19 protein-coding genes and 1 tRNA gene are annotated in these 17,970 nt (G+C 72.7%); 10 read left to right on the forward strand and 10 right to left on the reverse strand.

Annotated features, from left to right (window positions below; translation table 11 throughout):
* Positions 1-73: 73 nt before the first annotated feature.
* From AC0OO9_RS11160 to AC0OO9_RS11195, 8 genes are all read left to right on the forward strand, one after another.
* Positions 74-349 carry a hypothetical protein gene (locus AC0OO9_RS11160; protein ID WP_484517177.1) on the forward strand — a complete coding sequence of 92 codons (276 nt, stop codon included), beginning with the start codon at positions 74-76 and terminating at the stop codon, positions 347-349.
* Complete coding sequence (locus tag AC0OO9_RS11165) at positions 346-636, forward strand: hypothetical protein (RefSeq protein WP_484517178.1); 291 nt, start codon at positions 346-348, stop codon at positions 634-636. The genes AC0OO9_RS11160 and AC0OO9_RS11165 overlap by 4 nt, the downstream gene beginning before the upstream one ends.
* Complete coding sequence (locus AC0OO9_RS11170; protein ID WP_484517179.1) at positions 636-905, forward strand: hypothetical protein; 270 nt, start codon at positions 636-638, stop codon at positions 903-905. The genes AC0OO9_RS11165 and AC0OO9_RS11170 overlap by 1 nt, the downstream gene beginning before the upstream one ends.
* The gene (locus AC0OO9_RS11175; protein ID WP_484517180.1) at positions 898-1,800 is read left to right on the forward strand and encodes a bifunctional DNA primase/polymerase; all 903 of its coding nucleotides are present in this window, start codon (positions 898-900) and stop codon (positions 1,798-1,800) included. The genes AC0OO9_RS11170 and AC0OO9_RS11175 overlap by 8 nt, the downstream gene beginning before the upstream one ends.
* 17 nt (positions 1,801-1,817) lie before the next feature.
* Positions 1,818-2,507, forward strand: a complete 690-nt coding sequence (locus AC0OO9_RS11180) for a DNA cytosine methyltransferase (RefSeq protein WP_484517917.1) — start codon at positions 1,818-1,820, stop codon at positions 2,505-2,507.
* A 4-nt stretch (positions 2,508-2,511) separates the two neighbouring features.
* The gene (locus AC0OO9_RS11185) at positions 2,512-4,086 is read left to right on the forward strand and encodes a YfjI family protein (protein ID WP_484517918.1); all 1,575 of its coding nucleotides are present in this window, start codon (positions 2,512-2,514) and stop codon (positions 4,084-4,086) included.
* A 539-nt stretch (positions 4,087-4,625) separates the two neighbouring features.
* Positions 4,626-4,826 carry a helix-turn-helix transcriptional regulator gene (locus AC0OO9_RS11190; protein ID WP_203222408.1) on the forward strand — a complete coding sequence of 67 codons (201 nt, stop codon included), beginning with the start codon at positions 4,626-4,628 and terminating at the stop codon, positions 4,824-4,826.
* Entirely contained in the window at positions 4,823-6,277 is a 1,455-nt protein-coding gene (locus AC0OO9_RS11195; RefSeq protein ID WP_484517181.1) for a tyrosine-type recombinase/integrase, read from the forward strand. Before AC0OO9_RS11190 ends, AC0OO9_RS11195 begins: the two co-directional genes overlap by 4 nt.
* Before the next feature lie 683 nt (positions 6,278-6,960).
* On the opposite strand, the gene AC0OO9_RS11200 is transcribed toward AC0OO9_RS11195, so the two are convergent.
* A tRNA-Tyr gene (locus tag AC0OO9_RS11200) sits at positions 6,961-7,044 on the reverse strand.
* Between the two features lie 148 nt (positions 7,045-7,192).
* Here AC0OO9_RS11200 and AC0OO9_RS11205 point away from each other — a divergent pair.
* Positions 7,193-7,687, forward strand: a complete 495-nt coding sequence (locus tag AC0OO9_RS11205) for a YajQ family cyclic di-GMP-binding protein (RefSeq protein WP_132230880.1) — start codon at positions 7,193-7,195, stop codon at positions 7,685-7,687.
* Between the two features lie 55 nt (positions 7,688-7,742).
* Here the strand turns inward: AC0OO9_RS11205 and AC0OO9_RS11210 are convergent, their stop codons facing one another.
* From AC0OO9_RS11210 to AC0OO9_RS11245, 8 genes are all read right to left on the reverse strand, one after another.
* Entirely contained in the window at positions 7,743-9,002 is a 1,260-nt protein-coding gene (locus tag AC0OO9_RS11210; protein ID WP_484517182.1) for an MFS transporter, read from the reverse strand.
* 142 nt (positions 9,003-9,144) lie between these two features.
* Positions 9,145-10,020 carry a zinc metalloprotease HtpX gene (htpX, locus tag AC0OO9_RS11215; protein ID WP_421454894.1) on the reverse strand — a complete coding sequence of 292 codons (876 nt, stop codon included), beginning with the start codon at positions 10,018-10,020 and terminating at the stop codon, positions 9,145-9,147.
* 166 nt (positions 10,021-10,186) lie between these two features.
* On the reverse strand, positions 10,187-11,713 hold the full coding sequence (locus tag AC0OO9_RS11220; protein WP_484517183.1) for an NADH-quinone oxidoreductase subunit N: 1,527 nt from the start codon (positions 11,711-11,713) through the stop codon (positions 10,187-10,189).
* Between the two features lie 43 nt (positions 11,714-11,756).
* The gene (locus AC0OO9_RS11225) at positions 11,757-13,262 is read right to left on the reverse strand and encodes a complex I subunit 4 family protein (RefSeq protein WP_484517184.1); all 1,506 of its coding nucleotides are present in this window, start codon (positions 13,260-13,262) and stop codon (positions 11,757-11,759) included.
* 114 nt (positions 13,263-13,376) lie between these two features.
* Entirely contained in the window at positions 13,377-15,314 is a 1,938-nt protein-coding gene (locus AC0OO9_RS11230; RefSeq protein ID WP_484517185.1) for an NADH-quinone oxidoreductase subunit 5 family protein, read from the reverse strand.
* Complete coding sequence (gene nuoK / locus AC0OO9_RS11235) at positions 15,311-15,727, reverse strand: NADH-quinone oxidoreductase subunit NuoK (RefSeq protein WP_484517186.1); 417 nt, start codon at positions 15,725-15,727, stop codon at positions 15,311-15,313. Before nuoK ends, AC0OO9_RS11230 begins: the two co-directional genes overlap by 4 nt.
* Positions 15,724-16,275 carry an NADH-quinone oxidoreductase subunit J family protein gene (locus AC0OO9_RS11240; protein WP_484517187.1) on the reverse strand — a complete coding sequence of 184 codons (552 nt, stop codon included), beginning with the start codon at positions 16,273-16,275 and terminating at the stop codon, positions 15,724-15,726. The genes nuoK and AC0OO9_RS11240 overlap by 4 nt, the downstream gene beginning before the upstream one ends.
* Positions 16,272-16,898, reverse strand: coding sequence for a NuoI/complex I 23 kDa subunit family protein (locus AC0OO9_RS11245; protein WP_484517188.1), 627 nt, complete (start codon positions 16,896-16,898; stop codon positions 16,272-16,274). Before AC0OO9_RS11245 ends, AC0OO9_RS11240 begins: the two co-directional genes overlap by 4 nt.
* Before the next feature lie 93 nt (positions 16,899-16,991).
* Between AC0OO9_RS11245 and AC0OO9_RS11250 the strand changes: the two genes are divergently transcribed.
* Positions 16,992-17,348, forward strand: coding sequence for a Uma2 family endonuclease (locus AC0OO9_RS11250; RefSeq protein WP_484517189.1), 357 nt, complete (start codon positions 16,992-16,994; stop codon positions 17,346-17,348).
* Positions 17,349-17,402: 54 nt separating this feature from the next.
* Here AC0OO9_RS11250 and AC0OO9_RS11255 read toward each other — a convergent pair whose 3' ends face one another.
* On the reverse strand, positions 17,403-17,837 hold the full coding sequence (locus AC0OO9_RS11255; RefSeq protein WP_484517190.1) for an ester cyclase: 435 nt from the start codon (positions 17,835-17,837) through the stop codon (positions 17,403-17,405).
* Positions 17,838-17,970: the final 133 nt, after the last annotated feature.

The following is a 17,970-nucleotide window of genomic DNA, read 5'->3' on the forward strand; positions in this document are numbered from 1 at the left end:
GCCCAGACATAGGCCGGTCGCGGGTCGCCCCACCTCCTGTTTCAGCCCTAAAAACGCCCTGGGAGGCCTGATCGTGTCCACCCTCGCCGCGACCGCGACCACCGCCGGCACCACCGCCGGCCTGATCTTGCTCACCCTCGCGACCGTCACGCTCTGCTACCTCGCCGTGTGCTGGATACGGCCGTTCCGGCGCTGCCGCCGCTGCCACGGCACCGGCCGCCGACGCTCCCTGATCCTGCGCACCGGCCGCACCTGCTACCGCTGCGACGGCAACGGCGAACACCTGCGCCCCGGCCGCACCGCCCTCAACTACCTACGCGAGCTACACGACAAGGGCACCCCACGATGAACCGCCGCACCGGTCACACCGAATGGTGCGGCCGAGACCACCGCTGCGGGCTCGGCGAACACCGGTCGGAAGAGATCGTGGTCGACGTCGCCAACCACGCCCGCGCCGTCCTCGTGCGGGTACGCACCGTCGCCGGCCGTGAACACGCCGAGGTACGCGTCAGGGTCGCCCTCGCCCCCGGCGAAATCGCCGCCCGCCGCCAACTGGTCGGTCTGCTCGGCGACCTGCGGCAGGCCGTGACCCGGGCTGCCGTTGCCGCCCGGCCCGCACCTCGGAGGGCCGGCTAATGGAGGTCTGGCTGGCCGGCACCCGTGCCGAACTCGACGCCGCTGTCCAGGCGCTCACCGATGCCGCCTACGTGTCCTACGTCAGCCAGCGACGCGCGATGGCCGGTGTGGACGCCGGCCGCTACCGCGTCTACCTGCAACTGGCCGTCACCACCGCACCCGCCACCCGCCGGCACACCCCACCGCCGGGCCAGGGGGCGGCGCTGATCGACCTCGACGCCGCCCGCACCCGCCGTACCACCACGCGAAAGGAGATGCCCGGTGCCTGACCTGCTCACCGCCGCGCTCGCCCACGCCGCACGCGGCTGGCACGTCTTCCCGCTACGCCCCGACGACAAGCGCCCCGCCTTCCCCGACCACACCGCCGACGACTGCACCGGCCGCGACCCACGCTGCCGCGCCGCCGGCCACCACCTTGGGTGGGAAGCCCGCGCCACCACCGACCCCGACCGCATCCGCCGAGCCTGGACCGCCCGCCCCTACGGCATCGGCATCGCCTGCGGCCCGTCTCGCCTCATCGTGGTCGACCTCGACACCCCGAAGGACGACACCGCCGACCGGACCGGGCTGGACACCCTCGCCGACCTCGCCGCCGCCCATGGGGCCGGCATCGACGCCACGTACACCGTGACCACGGGGCGGGGTGGCACCCACCTCTACTACCGGCACCCCGAGACCGGGCCGACGCTGCGCAACACCGCCGGCACCCTCGGCCCGATGGTCGACACCCGCGCCCAGGGGGGATACGTCGTCGCCGCCGGCTCCACCGTGGCCGGACGCCCCTACACCGTCGACCTGGACACCGACCCCGCGCCGTTGCCCGAATGGCTCGCCCGACTGCTCGCCCCGGCCCCGCTGCCGCCGCAACGGCCGGTGGTGGTCGACCTCGGCACCGGACGGGCCGGCGGGTACGTGCGGGCCGCCGTCGCCCGCGAGGTCGACCGGGTGGCCACCGCCGCCAGTGGTGAGCGCAACCGGGCGCTGTACATCGCTGCCGTGGCCCTCGGCCAGTTGGTGGCCGGTGGAGCACTCGGCGAGGACGACGCCCAAAGCGTGCTGGAACAGGCGGGCGTGACGGCCGGGTTGCGCACCGCCGAGGCGTACCGCACCGTCCGATCCGGCCTGACCGCCGGCAGCAAGCGACCCCGGACGGTGGCCGCGTGAGCGCCGAGCCGCTGAACGTGTTGGAGCTGTTCGCCGGCATCGGTGGCCTGTCCCTGGGCCTGCAACGGGCCGGGATGCGGATCGTCGGTCACGTCGAGATCAATCCGTTCTGTCGAGCCGTTCTGCACAAGCACTGGCCGGAGGTGCCCTCACATGACGACGTACGCACCGCCACCGCCTGGTGGCGCTCACAGCCTCGCCCGCGCGTTGATGTCGTCGCCGGTGGCTACCCCTGCCAGCCGGACTCCCTCGCCGGGCCCCGGCTCGGCACTGAGGACCAACGGTGGCTCTGGCCCGAGATGGCCCGGGTCATCCACGCCCTCCGCCCGCGATACGTCGTCGGGGAGAACGTCCTTGGTCACCGCACCCGGGGACTTCGTTTCGTGCTCCGAGACCTCCGACGACTCGGATACACCCCCACCTCCGGCGTTGTCCGAGCTTGCGAGATGGGCGCCCCACACCCACGACCGAGGGTGTTCGTCCTGGCCCACTCCAACGGCGAGGGATGGCCGGCGCGGCGCTGGCTGGAACCTGCCCGGCCGGCCCCTGTCCGAGCGAGCCGGTGGCCCGCTGAACCCCGAGTGGGTCGAGTGGTTGATGGGCTTCCCGGCCGGGTGGACCGAGTTACCGCCCTCGGCAACGCCGTCGTCCCCGCCGTCGCCGAACGCATCGGCCGCATCATCCTCGACCACCACGAAAGCAGGTGACCTCATGACACCAGCACGTCTGCACTTGGTCGCCGACCACTCGCAAGCCACCGGCGAGGAAACCGCGGGCGGCCCGCTGTGGGATGTTCCAGTGCCCCTGACCGGCCTCAACGCCGCACCGCCGCCGTTCCCGGTCGACGTGTTCCCCCGCTGGCTGGCCGACATGGTGACCGGCGTCGCCCGGTTCACGCAGACCGATCCCGCGATGGCCGGCACCCTCGCCGTGGCGGTGCTGTCCGCGTGCGCGGGTGGCCGCCTGGAGGTAGAGCCGGTCGCCGGGTGGCGGGAGCCGGTGAACGTGTTCGCCGCCGTCATCGCCGGCCCCGGCGAACGCAAGAGCCCCGTTCACCGCGCGATGACGGCACCGCTGTTCGCCGCACAGTCGACACTCGCCGAGGCAATGCGCCCGAGGATCGCCGAGGCCGCCGCCCTGCGCGACATCGCCGACCGGCAAGCCGAACAGGCCAAGACCCAGGCGGCAAAGGCCACCGATCCACACAAGCGCGATGAGGCATCGGCCGAGGCGGTGGCCGCCGCCATCGCCGCCGGGGCCATCACCGTTCCCAGCCTGCCGAAACTGATCGTGGACGACGCCACCCCGGAAGCCCTCATCGGGCTGATGGCCGCCAACGGCGGGCGTATGGCGATCATCAGCGATGAGGGCGGCATCTTTGACACCCTCGCCGGCCGATACTCCGGTGCCCCCAACCTTGACCCCTACTTGAAGGGGCACGCGGGACAGCCGATGAGCAACGAACGGCAGACCCGCGAGGGTGCCTCGGTCGAGAAACCCGCGCTGACCGTATGCGTGATGGCGCAACCGACCGTGCTGCGCAAGTTCGGCGGCAATGCCGACCTCGCCGGCCGAGGACTACCCGCCCGGTTCCTGTTCGCCCTCCCACGCTCGCTGGCCGGGTACCGGGCGGTCGACACCGAACCGGTGCCCGAGCAGGTGACCGCCGGCTACGCCCACCGCGTTCACGACCTGGCCGCCACCCTCGCCGAGTGGACCGACCCGACGGTGGTCACCCTCACCGAGGACGCCGGCCGCGTACGGCGGGCCGCCGCCGAGCAGGTCGAGACCGAGCTACGGCCCGGCGGCAGCCTCTACGACATGCGCGAATGGGGCAACAAGCTGTCCGGCGCGACGCTGCGGCTGGCCGGTTTGCTGCACGTCGCCCACCACCCTGCCGACGCCTGGCGGCGTCCGGTCGACGCCGACCGGATGGCCGACGCCGTGCGGCTGGCCGAGTTCTTCGCGGCGCACTACCGAGCCGCCCTCACCGCAATCGGCACGGACACCGCGATGGCAAACGCCCGCTACGTGCTCGGGGTGCTCACCGCTAAGGGCATGACCACCTTCACCCGCCGAGAACTGCACCGCCGCGTCTCCCGCCGCCTCCCCAAGTCCGAAGAGGTGTCGGTGGTGCTCGCCGAGCTGGCCGCCCTCGGATGGGTCCGCCACGGACCGGCCGGCCAATACGAACTGCACCCGCGCGCCGTGGCGAACGTGCCCGGAAGCGTTGACACGTTGACACCCGCCCCCGACGACGACATTCCCGCAGTTCAAGACAGCTAGGAGGCTGTCAACGGACCGCGTCGACAGCCGTTGACAGGCGTTGACACCCCGCTCGCCGACCCGCCGGTGTCAACGAGTGTCAACGCCTGTCAACGATAGGCGTTGACACCCCGACACCCGCCTTCACCTGCAGAGACGTTCGCGCGGGGGCCGATTGTCAACGTGTCAACGCTTCCCCGGCCCCCTCGCCGCACGCCGCCGGCCACCGGGCGGCCCGCCGGAAACGGCCCGCTGAGAACCACGGAGACGGGTCGGCCTATGCCTTCCCCGGATCTTGCGTCTACGGCGCCCTCGGCGAACCGCTCTGTGCCGTTCTGCAGCGACGTTTCCCTCTTCCTCCGTATGTGACCCGCGCCGACCGAAAGGCCCCCACCGTGCGAATCAGCCTGCACGGCACACCCGCTGAAACAGCCGCAGCGCTCGCCGCCACCGGCCAAGTGCTGCACGTCCGCGCCGTCTCCCGGCCCGGCCCCGACCGGCGATCCCCCGATGTTCCAGCGCATCTACCTCGACGCCAACCCGAGGGAGGACACCAGCCGATGACCACCCGCCGCACCCCGACCGGCAACCTGCTCACCCTCGCCGAAGTCCTCGACGAACTCCGCGTGCCCCGGTCGACCTTCTTCCGCTGGAAGGCCACCGGCCGCGCACCCCGAACCATCAAGTACCCCAACGGCAGCCTGTACGTCCGTCGCCGCGATCTGGACGCCTGGCTCAACGACCACGAAGAGGCAGCATGAGCACCTACGACGTACGCGTACACGGCATCCTGAAGAACCAACTCGCCAAGGGCTACTCGTACGTGGTCCGGTGGAAGGTCGCCGGTCGGGCGTTCCGCAAAACGTTCGCGACCCGCGCCCTGGCCGAAAGCTTCCGGTCCAAGCTGGTCGTAGCCCAACGGGAAGGCGTTGCGTTCGATAAGGCCAGTGGCCTGCCCGAGCCGATGGCGCGGGCACTCAACACCCGATCGTGGTACGAGCACGCCGTGGCCTACGTCGACATGAAGTGGCCCCGCGCGTCGGCTAAGCACCGCAAGGGCATCGCCGAAACCCTGGCCACCGTCACCCCGGCCCTGCTCTCGACGGACCGAGGCATACCCAGCGACAAGGAACTGCGCGCCGCTCTCTACGGATGGGTGTTCAACAAGACCCGCCGTGATGCCGGAGAGCCGCCCGCCGACCTCGCCGCTGCCGTGCGCTGGTTGAAGGCCAACACCGTTGACCTGGCCGCGCTCGCCGACGCAGCGCTGGTCCGGAAGGCGCTCGACACGCTTGCCCTCCGGATGGACGGCGCTCCCGCGTCGCCCAGCACGATCGCCCGGAAGCGGGCGGTCTTCTCCGGCGCCCTCAAGTATGCCGTTGAGCTGCGAATACTCGATGCGCACCCGATGTCGCTGGTGAGCTGGACCGCGCCGAAACCGGCCGATGACGTGGACCGCCGGGCGGTGGTCAACCCCGATCAGGCGCGGGCGCTACTCGCCGAGGTGGGGCGCACCGTGCCCGAGCTGGAGGCGTTCTTCGGGTGCATGTACTACGCCGCGCTGCGGCCTGAGGAAGTGCTCCACCTACGGGAAGACGAGTACGAGCGGCCCACCCAGGGTGGGGGATGGGGCGTGCTTCACCTGACCGGCTCGACGGTGGCCGTGGGTCGAGACTGGGCCGACGGTAACGACGCCGCCGAGGATCGAGGGCTGAAACACCGGGCGAAGTCAGCCACCCGAGACGTGCCGGTGCCGCCGCCGCTCGTGCGGCTACTCGATCATCACATCAAGGAATATCCGCCTGGATCAAACGGCAAGCTGTTCGTCACCCGGCGCGGCCCCGGCGGGCGGTACGTGCCCACCGCAGGGCAGCCGATCCCGAACAACACCTACGGAAAGGCGTGGCGGGACGCGCGGGCAAAGGTGCTCACTCCGGCTCAGCAGCGCTCAACGCTGGCCCGGCGGCCGTACGACCTACGGCACGCCGCCGTGTCGCTCTGGCTCAACTCCGGGGTACCGCCTACCCAGGTCGCCGAGTGGGCCGGGCACAGCGTGCACGTCCTCATGCGGGTCTACGCCAAGTGTGTATACGGCCAGGAAGAGGCTGCACGCCACCGCATCGAGGCGGCTCTAGCTGTCAAGCCGTACGTCCAGGTGGAGCCTGGGCACTCCTTGCCTAAGGGAAGTGCCCAGGCTCCGAGCACTAGCTGATGACCTCGTTCAAGACCGCCAAGGCCGCGAAACCGGCCCCAACACCCTCCACGACACCGCCCAACAGCCCGACGGCGATGCCCACGGCGCTGGCCGTGAGCAAGATCAAGGCCCACCGCTGGGGCAGAGCCTTCTCGTGCTCGTTCTTCCGGGAGTTACCCACTGCCTCGTGATCTCCATATCTCCCCCAGGAGAGGGGGATCTGGAGGCCATGGATCAGCCAAGGGCGGGGCCTCCCGCCCCGAAGAACGGGAGGCCCCAGGTCACCCTCGCCACCTGCGCGAACAAAGCGGCGAGAGAGCCCCTTCGATGAGGCTGCGGATGGAGAGCCGCAACATCATCCAGAGATAGCGAACTAACCTCTTCTGGCGTTATGCGCCAGAAGAGGTTAGGGACGCTTCTGAGCGATCTGTCATAGCACCACTCCTCTCTGTGAGCGTCAGGACATTCGAACGAATGTCCTGCCACCATCTCCTGGGTGGAGTCACAAGGACGCGCTAGGCAACGCGCCAAGGCAACTCCTTGGCTCGGCAGCATAGTCTTCTGGGGCGACTGAGGAACGAGACTGCGACACGTATCCGACACAGCCAGCGAGATGGAGCGGGCTAGAGCGGGACTGAGCGAGACTCACGAAAGAGGCCCCCGACCGGCGTTCGCGCAGGTCGGGGGCCTCTTTTTGCACCTGGTGGCGGGTAGAGGATTCGAACCTCTGTAGCTTTCGCGACGGATTTACAGTCCGCTCCCATTGGCCGCTCGGGCAACCCGCCAGGGCACCCCACCGCGTCGTAACGCGGCAGCGGAAGCAAGGATAGCGGCTCACCCCGGCCTCGGCGCAACCGGGTACCGTCAGGGGGTCGTACCGCTGGTCAGCGGGGGACGAAGGACCACAGACCGCCGGACAGCAGGAGCATGAGCATGGCAGCGAACCCGTCGTTCGACATCGTGAGCAAGGTCGACCGCCAGGAGGTCGACAACGCTCTCCGTCAGGCGGAGAAGGAGCTCGCGACGCGGTTCGACTTCCGGGGCACCGGCGCCGAGATCTCCTGGTCGGGCGAGGAGGCGATCAGCCTCCAGGCGGAGACCGAGGAGCGGGTGCGGGCGGCGCTGGAGGTCTTCAAAGAGAAGGTGATCAAGCGGAACATCTCGCTGAAGTCGCTGGACGCCGGTGACCCGCGCGCGTCGGGCAAGATCTTCAAGATCGACTGCAAGGTGATCCAGGGCATCGACTCGGACAAGGCCAAGGCGATCAGCAAGAAGATCCGCGACGAGGGCCCGAAGGGCGTCCAGGCCCAGATCCAGGGCGACCAGCTCCGCGTCACCGGCAAGAAGCGGGACGACCTCCAGGCCGTCATCGCGCTGCTCAAGGGCGAGGACTTCGGCGTCGCCCTCCAGTTCACCAACTACCGCTGACGGTGTCCGGTCGGCCCCGCCGCGGTGGGGCCGACCGGGTCAGGACCCGTGGGCGTCAGGCCGGCAGCAGCTCTTCGGTGCGTACCGCCGTGGCCTCCGCGCGGGAGATGGGCCCGGCGGGCAGGGCCGCGACCCCGGCCCCGACGGCGACCGCGGCCCCCGCGAAGACGAACGCCCAGGGCACGCCGCCGGCGTGGTCGACGATCAGGCCGGCCACCGCGCCGCCGGCGGCGCTGGCCCCCACCGACATGGTCACCACCCAGGTGTACGCCTCGTTCAGCATGCTGGTCGGGGAGATCCGGCCGACCAGGGTGTTCTCCAGGGTGAGCGCGGGCGCGATCATGGCACCCCCGATCACCAGGGCGGTGCCCAGCGCCACCGGCGTGGGCATCACCGCGAAGACGGCGAAGCTGGCGGCCACGCCGCCGAGCAGCAGCGAGAACTGCCGGGTCATGTTCCGGGCCGGCTTGCGGACGCCGAACCAGAAACCGCCCACGGCGCTGCCGACGCCCCAGACGGCCAGCAGCACCCCGGCGAGGCTGTCGGGGTCGTCGGACGTGTAGGCGGTGGCGAACGCCGGCACGGTCACGCCGGCCGCGCCGAAGGCGATGCCCAGGCTGGCGACGCAGAGCAGCAGTGCCGGGAAGCCGGGCACGCGCAGCGGGCCGAGCCCTCTGGTCTGGTGCTCGCGCGGGTGCGGCCGCCAGCCGCGCATGACCCGGCCGAGGGCCACCGCCATGGTGCCGACCAGGGTCACCACGGCCGAGCCGACCAGGGCCGCCCCGGCGTCGGCGAACAGGATGAAGCCGGCGACCAGCAGCGGACCGAGCACGAAGACGATCTCAAAGAGGGTGGTCTCGGCGGCGAGGGCGGTGTTGCGCAGGTGCCACCGGCCGGACGACGGCGAGGTGAGGTCGTTCCAGGCGCCGCGGATCGCGGCGGTCAGCGGCGGGTAGGTGGCCCCGGCGACCCCGGAGGCCACGAAGACCAGCGTCAGGCTGCCGGCGTCGGAGCGGGCGGACCAGAGCAGGCCGAGCAGGGCGAACGGGTGGGCGATCGCGGTGCCGACGAGCACCGGGGTGGGGCCGATCCGGTCGGCGATCCGGCCGGCCACGGGGCTGAGCGCGGCGCCGGAGAGGGCGTAGATGCCCCCGGCGACGGCCGCCAACGAGTACCGGCCGGTGACCTGCTCGACGACCAGCAGCAGCGCCAGCGGCGTCATGCCGATCCCGAGCCTGCCGACGATGCCCGTGAGCAGCAGCATCGGCGCTCCGGGGATCCGCCAGACGCCCAGGTACTGGCGCAGTGCGGCCACGGTCGACCTCCAGGGGATGTAACGAGCGGGAAACCTTTCGACCCTAACGCCGCGCGGCGGGCGAAAGAAACGGTTAACGCGCTCACACGCAGGTCCGCCCGTGTCCGGCGGACCGGACACGGGCGGAAAGGTGATCAACGCCTCAGCGCTGGAACTGCACGGGGCCGCTGTTCGCGGCCATCCGCTCCAGCCGGGCGACCCGCTCCTCCATCTTGGGGTGGGTGGAGAAGAGCGCCGCCACGCCGCCGCCCTTGAACGGGTTGGCGATCATCAGGTGGGCGGTGCTGGTGAGCTGCCCCTGGGCCGGCAGCGGCCGACGCTGGGCCCCCATGTGGATCTTCCGCAGGGCGCTGGCCAGGGCCAGCGGGTCCTTCGTGAGCGTGGCCCCGGAGGCGTCCGCCTGGAACTCCCGGCTGCGGCTGATCGCCAGCTGGATGACGGTGGCCGCGATCGGCCCCAGGATGATCGTGAGCAGCAGCACGGCCGGGTTCGGGGAGTCCTCGTCGTCGCCCCCGCCCAGCGGGATGAACCAGGCGATGTTCGCCAGCATGGTGATGATGCCGGCCAGACCGGCCGCCACGCTGGAGATGAGGATGTCCCGGTTGTAGACGTGCGACAGCTCGTGCCCGATCACGCCCCGCAGCTCCCGGTAGTCGAGGATCTCGGTGATCCCCTGGGTCACGCAGACGGCCGCGTGCTGCGGGTTCCGCCCGGTGGCGAACGCGTTGGGCTGCGACGTCGGGCTCACGTAGAGGCGCGGCATCGGCTGCCCGGCCTCGGTGGCCAGTTCGCGGACCATCCGGTACAGCTCGGGGAACTGTGCCTCGCTGACCGGTTGCGCCCGCATCGAGCGCAGCGCGAGCTTGTCGGAGTAGAAGTAGGTGACGCCGTTCATGACCAGCGACACGACGACGGCGATGACCAGGCCGCCACTGCCGCCGAACCAGTAGCCCACCGCCAGGATCAGCGACGTGAGCAGGCCGAGCAGCGCGGCGGTCTTCAGACGGTTGTGGTGCACGATCACTCCTTCGGTGCAGCACGGATCGCTCGGGATCCGCTGACCGGTTCAACAACCCGGTACCCGTCAACCATCCGTCTCATGGCTGTGAGTTGCCTGGGATGTCCGAAGTGCCCGTCGGGACTGAAGCCCCCGAAGACGGGAAGACCGTCCGACGCGAACCGCGTCAGCGGGCGGCGACGTCGAGCACGAGTTGCGGGGCGAAGCCGAGCACCAGCGCCGCCGCCGTCGCCACGGCCAGCACCACGCCGACCGTCCGGGCCCGCACGGGGGCCACGGTCGGGACGCCGCCGGACCCGACGCCCGGCGTGGCGGCCCCGCCCACCGGAACGGCCGGCCCTCCGGCCGGCGCGGCCCACAGGGCGGCGGTGAGACGCAGGTAGTAGGCCAGGCCGATCACCGCGTTCACGGCCACCACCACGGCCAGCCAGCCCGCGCCGCCGTCCAGCAGCGAACGGACCACTGTCACCTTCGCGAAGAGCCCGGCCAGGCCCGGCGGCAGGCCGGCGAGCCCGATCAGCGCCAGCCCGAGCGCCGCCGCCCGCCACGGGTGGCGCCGGGCCGCCCCGCGCAGGTCGTCGACCGTGCCGCCGTCCGCGCCCGCCGGGCGCAACGCCACCACGGCCGCGAAGGCCGCCAGTTCCAGCACCACGAAGAAGACGGCGTACGCCACGGCGGCCGCGTACGCGGCGGTGCGGGCGTCGGCGGTGCGCCCGGAGGCCAGCGCCAGCGCGCCGAGCGGAGCGAGGATGTAGCCGGCCTGGGCGACCGACGACCAGGCGAGCAGCCGGACCGTACGCCGCTGGCGCAGCGCCACCAGGTTGCCGACGGTCATCGTCAGCACCGCGAGCAGGGCGAGCACCGGGCCGGTCACGTCGGCGGGCAGCGCGTACTGCACCACGGCGAGCAGGGCCACCACGCCGCCCAGCTTGGAGGCGGTGGACAGGTACGCCGCCACCGGCAGCGGTGCGCCGTCGTAGGCGGCCGGCGCCCAGGCGTGGAACGGCACCGCCGCCACCTTGAATGCCAGCCCCAGCACCACAAGCGCCACGGCTGCGGTCGTCAGGGGCAGGTCGAGCAGGTCCGCGCGGTCGGCGAGGATCGCGCCGATCCGGCCCAGGTGCAGCCCGCCGGTGGCCGCGTAGAGCAGCGCCGCCCCGAGCAGCGTCAGCGTGGTGGCGACCACGCTGACCACGAAGAAGGTGACGGCCGCCTCGGCGCTGGCCAGGCTGTCCCGGCGCAGCCCGACGAGGACGTACAGCGGGAGGGTCAGCGTCTCCAGCGCCACGATCAGGGTGATCAGGTCGCCGGCCGCGCCGAGCACCACGCCGCCCGTCATCGAGCAGGCGAGCAGGAAGCAGTACTCCCCCGCCGGCGACTGCCCCGCCCGCAGCAGCGGGCCGGACAGCGCGAGCACGCCGAGGGTCAGCAGGGCGACGACGACGGCGACCAGGGCGGCCCGGCCGCCGAAGACGTACGAGCAGTCGGGGCCCACGCAGAAAGTGCGCCGCTCGCCCCCGGCGCCGACCAGAGCCGCGCCGAGCGCCGTGGCCGCCGCGCCGACCGCGGCCGTGGCCAGCGTGACCCGGGCGCGGGCCACCAGCAGGTCGGCGAGCAGCACCAGCACGGCCGTCCCGGCGGCCAGGTACGCCGGGAGCAGCGCCACGTTGTCGACGCTCTGCACCACGCTCACCGCAGCACCTCCCCGTCACGTCCGTACCGCCGGCCCGGATCGCTCACCGCAGCACCTCCACGAGGGCGTCGACGGGGGCCTCGGCGACGCCGAGCACCAGGGTCGGGGCCAGGCCGACCGCGAGGGCGAGCAGTACCAGCGGCGCCCACGCGAGCAGTTCCGCACCGGCCAGGCCGGGGGTCAGCCGCCCGACCGCCGGGCTGGGCCGCCCGTGCGTCACCCGCCGCAGCAGCCGCAGCAGGTACGCGGCGGTGAGCGCCCCGCCGATCGCCGCCAGCACGCCCAGGGTGGTCCAGAGCGCCCCGCCGACCTCGACGGCGGCCACCACGGCGAACGCCTCGCCCCAGAAGCCGGCCAGCCCGGGCAGGCCGAGCGAGGCGACGGCGGCGAAACCGAGCAGCCCGGCCAGCCGGGGCGCGGTCTCCCGCAGTCCGGACAGCTCGTCCAGCGACCCGGTGTGCGTACGGTCCTTGACCGCCCCGGCGAGGAAGAAGAGCAGGCCGGTGATCACCCCGTGCGCGACGTTGCCGATCAGGGCCGCCTGGATGCCGGTGGTGGTGAGCGTGGCGACCCCGAGCAGCACGAAGCCCATGTGCCCGACGCTCGAGTACGCGATCAGCCGTTTCAGCTCCCGCTGCGCGAGGCAGACCAGCGACCCGACGAGGATCGCCGCCACCGCCAGCACGCCGAGCACCGGGGCGGCCCAGCGGGCGCCCTCCGGGGCCACCCCGACCGCGATGCGGACCAGCCCGTACGTGCCCATCTTGAGCAGCACCCCGGCGAGCACGACGCTGCCGACGGTGGGCGCCTGGGTGTGCGCGTCGGGCAGCCAGGAGTGCAGCGGCCAGAGCGGGCTCTTCACCGCGAAGGCCAGCGCCAGCAGCGTGAACGCCGCGAGCTGGGTGCCCCGGGACAGGCCCGTGCCGCCGGTGAGCGCCACCACGTCGGCCGTCCCGGCGGCGGCCACCACCACGAACACGCCGACCAGCAGCAGCACCGAGCCGAACAGCGTGTAGAGGGCGAACTTGCGGGCCGCCCGCCGCCGGTCCGCGCCGCCCCAGCCGGCGATGATCGCGTACATGGGGAGCAGGACGACCTCGAAGAAGACGAAGAAGAGCACGAGGTCGAGGGCGAGGAAGGTGCCGAGGATGCCGACCTCGACGACCAGCAGCAGGGCCACCAGCGCCCGCCCACTGCCGCCGTCGGGGACCTTCCAGAGCGTGTAGGCGCAGCAGAGCAGGGTGAGCAGGGCGGTCAGCACGACCAGCGGCCAGGAGATGCCGTCCACGCCGAGGTGGAAGCGCAGGTCGAGCCCGGGCACCCAGGGCAGGTCGAGCCGGTGCCAGGGGCGCACGGCGGGGGTGTCGGCCGCGTAGCTGGTCCAGCCGCGGTCGCCGAGGAAGAGCAGCGCGGCGGCCACCAGGGTCAGCGCGGCGACGACCGTGCCGACCACCCGGGCCGCCCGGTCCCGGGGCGTCGCCGCCACCAGGAGCGCGCCGAGCGCCGGCAGCGCCAGCACCGCCACCAGCAGGAACTCCCCCGCGCTCACAGCGTTACCTCAGTTCGCGACTGCGGGGCTCGCAAGATCGGCTCACTCCTCGCGCTCACGGGGCCACCTCAGTTCGCGACTGCGGGGCTCGCAAGATCGGCTCACTCCTCGCACTCACGGGGCCACTCCGATCACGACGGCCGCCAGGCCGATCAGCAGCGCCCCGGCGAGCACGCCGGCCGCCGCGCGCGGCAGCGCCGCGCGGTGCAGCGACGCCAGGCCGCCGCCGAGGCCGAGCGCGGCCCGGCCGCTGCCCTCGACCGCGCCGTCCACCACCACCTCGTCGGCCGTACGCGTGGCGCGGGCCAGCGCCTTCGCCGGGCGTACGACAAGGGTGCGCTGGACGTCGTCGAGCCGGAACGCGGCGGCGAAGACCGGCCGCAGCGGACCCAACGCGGTCGCCGGGTCGGCGGCCGGGTCCCGCCGCCAGCGCAGCCAGGCCAGCCCCGCCCCGACGACCAGCAGCGCCAGCGGCAGCAGCAACTCCGGGCCGACGTGGATCAGCAGGTGCTCCTCGGCCGGCGCGCTGACGGTCGGCGTCAGCAGCAGCCGGCGGGCGAAGGCCCAGTCGAAGCCGGCGAGGCCGAGCAGGGCGGCCGGCACGGCGAGCAGCAGCACCGGCCAGCGCATGACCGCGGGCGGGTCGTGCGGGTGCGCCAGCGGGATCCGCGTCTCGCCGAAGAACGTGCGCAGCAGCAGGCGGGTGGCGTACCAGGCGGTGACCGCGACGCCGAGGAGCCCGGCCAGCCAGACCAGCCAGCCGACCCAGGCCGGGGCCGGGCCGCTGCCGTGCAGGGCGGCGTCCTGGGCGACGGTGAGCACGCCGTCCTTGCTCCAGAAGCCCGACAGCGGGGGCAGCCCGGCCAGGGCACCGAGACCCACGACCGTGCACCAGAAGGTGACCGGCATGGTGCGGCGCAGCCCGCCCATGCGGGACATCAGCGTGGTGCCGACGGCGTGGATCACCGCACCGGCCGCGAGGAACAGCAGCGCCTTGAACGCGGCGTGGGTGAGCAGATGGAACAGGGCGGCCGGGGTGGAGCCGACCGCCAGCGCGCCCGTCATGTAGCCGATCTGGGAGACCGTCGACCAGGCCAGCACCCGCTTGAGGTCGTCCTGGGCGGTGGCGGCGAACGCGCCGAGCAGCAGGGTGACCGAGGCCATGACGCCGAGCACGGCCAGCGCGGCCGGGGTCGCCTCGAACAGCGGGTAGAGCCGGGTCACCGCGTACACGCCGGCGGCGACCATGGTGGCGGCGTGGATCAGCGCCGAGATCGGCGTCGGGCCGGCCATCGCGTCCGGCAGCCAGGTGTGCAGCGGGAACTGGGCGCTCTTGCCGGCCACCCCGGCGAGCAGCAGCAGGCAGGCGGCGGTCAGCGTGCCGGTGGCGTGGTCGTGGGCGAGCACGTCGGCGATCCGGAAGCTGCCGGCCGAGACGCCGAGCAGCGCGATGCCGAGCAGGAAGCCGACGTCGCCGACCCGGGTCACCAGGAACGCCTTCATCGCGGCGGCCGGCGCCTCGGGCAGCCGGCGGTCGTGGGCGATGAGCAGGTAGGAGCAGATGCCCATCACCTCCCAGCCGACCAGCAGCAGGATCAGGTCGCCGGCGACCACCACCAGCAGCATGGCGGCGGTGAAGAGGCTGATCTGCGCCGCGTACGGCGGGTAGCGGTGGTCGGTGTCGACGTCGTCGTGCGGGCCCCGGCGCAGGTAGCCGACCGAGTAGACCTGCACGGCCAGCGCCACCGCGGCCACCGCGACGGCGACCAGCGCGGCGGCGCCGTCCAGCCGTACCCCGAGGCTCACGGTCAGCCCGCCGAGGTCGACCCAGGTGGTGGACGCCTCGGCGGGCCGGTCGAGGGTGGCCAGCAGCGCTACGGCGAGCGCCAGCGCACCGGCCGCCCCGGTCACGCCGAGCGCGATCGCCACCTGTCGGGCGCGGCCCCCGTCGGTCCCGGCGTCGCGCGGCGCGGGTGGCAGCAGCAGACCGAGCAGACCCGCGACCAGCGGTACGACCGGCAGCAGCGCGCCGAGCAGCGTGGTCGTGCTCACCGCTCCCCCTCCGGACGGTCGGCGGACCCGGGCGGGGCGTCGGTCCCGGCGCCGTTGCCCGCGCCGGATCGGGTCAGCGCCGGCTCGGCCGGACCGCCGATCGGCTGGCCCTCGGTCAGCGGCACCTCGTCGACGGCGACGGTGGCCCGGAGCCGGTAGAGCTGGAGCACGATCGCCAGGCCCACCCCGATCTCGGCGGCGGCCAGCACGATCACGAAGAGCGCGAAGACCTGACCGCCGTGCGGCAGTTGCGCGCGCACGGTGGTGTCGGCGGTGACCAGGATCAGGTTGACCGCGTTGAGCATCAGCTCGACGGCCATCAGCACCAGCACCGCGTTGCGCCGGCGCAGTACGCCGTAGACGCCGAGGCCGAACAGCAGCGCGGCGGTGACGTACGGGATGACGGGTCTCACCGCGACCGCCCCTCGGTGCCCGGCCGGTCGCCGCCCCGCTGGTCGGCCTTCGGCCGGCCGATGTCGGGGCGGGAGATCACGATGGCGCCGACCAGGGCGGACAGCAGCAGCACCGAGAGCACCTCGAAGGGCAGCACCCAGCTACGGAAGATCTGGTCGCCGAGGCGTTCCGCGGTGCCCGCGTCGGGCAGTTCCACGGACGTCCACCGGTACGCGTCGACGAGCAGGGCGGCCAGCCCGAGCCCCGTGCCGCCACCGATCAGCGCCGCCGCCCAGCCCGGCCGGTCCAGGTCGTCGGAGGCGCCGATCGGGGCGCGGGTGAGCATCACCGCGAAGAGCAGCAGCACCACCACCGCGCCCACGTAGATCAGCACCTGGACCCAGGCCACCAGCTCGGCGGTGAGCACCAGGTACATCCCGGCCAGCGCGCCGAGGCAGAGCACCAGGTAGAGGCCGGCGCGCACCAGGTGCCGGGTCGCCACCACCAGCACCCCCGAACCGACCGCCAGCGCGCCGAGGGCGAGCAGCAGCACGTCCGCACCGGTCATGCGCCGGCCTCGGGCTCGGGGCGTACGGCCGGGGCGGCGGGACGGGCGGCGGGCGCGGCCGGGACCGCGGCCTTGCGCGCGGCGGCGGTCTCCTCCTTCGCCGGCTCACCGTTGGGGTCGTGCGCGGGCGGCGGTGGCACGGTGGCCATCCACTGCCCGAGGTGGTCCTTGTCGTGCAGCAGGTCCTTGATGTCGTACTCGGAGTACTCGAACTCCGGCGACCAGTAGAGGGCGTCGAAGGGGCAGACCTCCACGCAGATGCCGCAGTACATGCAGAGCGAGAAGTCGATGTCGAACTTGTCGAGCACGTTGCGCTGGCGGGGGCGGGCGGCCCCGGGCACCGCCACCTCCTCCTTGTGCGAGTCGATGTAGATGCACCAGTCCGGACACTCCCGGGCGCACAGCATGCAGACCGTGCAGTTCTCCTCCAGCAGCGCGATCACCCCGCGCGAGCGGGGCGGCAGCTCGGGGGCGACGTCCGGGTACTGCTGGGTGGTCGAGCGGCGGGTCATCGTCTTCAACGTGACCGCGAGCCCCTTCACCAGGCCCGCGCCCGGCAGGCCACGGTCTGCGCCGGTGCCGCCGGGCTCGCTGCGCTCGCTGCGGTCGGTCATGCCGACCATCCTGCCCTGTGGCCGCGGCGCGCGCGACCACCCCCCGAGGTCTGCCGGCGGTACGGTGGGGCGGGGAGAACGACGCACCGGAAAGGGCTCGCCATGACCGCCGCGCTGCAGGGCGACTTTCCGCCGCCGGGCGGGTGGACGGTCGACGACCTCGACCGCCTGCCCGACGACGGCCGCCGCCACGAACTCCTGGACGGAAACCTCATCGTGTCGCCCTCCCCCACGCGACTCCACCAGTCCATCGCCGGTCGCCTCATGGCCGCGCTCGAGGAAAGCTGCCCCGCCGACCTGGACGTCACGCAGGGCGTCGAGGTGCGGCTCTCCCGGACCCGGTCCTTCGTCCCCGACGTGCTGGTCACCGAGCTGGACGCGGCCTCGCGCAACCCCTCGTACTACCAGCCCCACGAGGTCACCCGGCGAAGCGCGTCTACGTCGAGCAGGCCCGGATGACCGACGGCATCCTCATTCCTGAGCCCTGGGAGATCGACATCCCGCTGGGCAGGATCACGCCCCGGTCCCGCTGACGCCACCCGCCACGGGCGGAAGCATCTCGACGCCGAGCTGCTGGAGGAGCTGGAACAGCTCGTTGCAGCTCCACACGTCGACGATCCGGCCCGCGTCGTCGAAGCGCAGGAAGCTCGCCCCCGAGTAGCTGACCACCTGCCCGGTCGGCGGCACCGGCCCGAACGGCCCGGCCTGGGTGCCCGCCGCCCGCCAGTGCACCGCCACCCGGTCCCCCGCGGCCACCACGTCCACGAGCTTGTACCGCAGGTCGGGGAAGGCGGCGCGGCGCTCCCGGTGCCACGCCAGCGTCGCCTCCGGCCCCTCGCCGCCCAGCCCGGGGCAGTCCGGCGACACCAGTTCGTACGCCGACTCCTCCCGCGCGCCGTTCCACACGTCGGCGATGAAGCGTCGGGCCGCCGCCTCCACATCGATCATCGCGGCAGCCTAACCGCCGACCGCCCCGGCCCAGGTCAGCACCGTAGGCCCCCGCCCACCCTGCCCGCCGCCGTCTGCCCCCGCGGGACGGCCGTGGGCGGCGTCCGGCGCGACGGCCCAGGTCGGCACTCGG

The organism is Micromonospora sp. USAFONa4 (assembly GCF_057197825.1).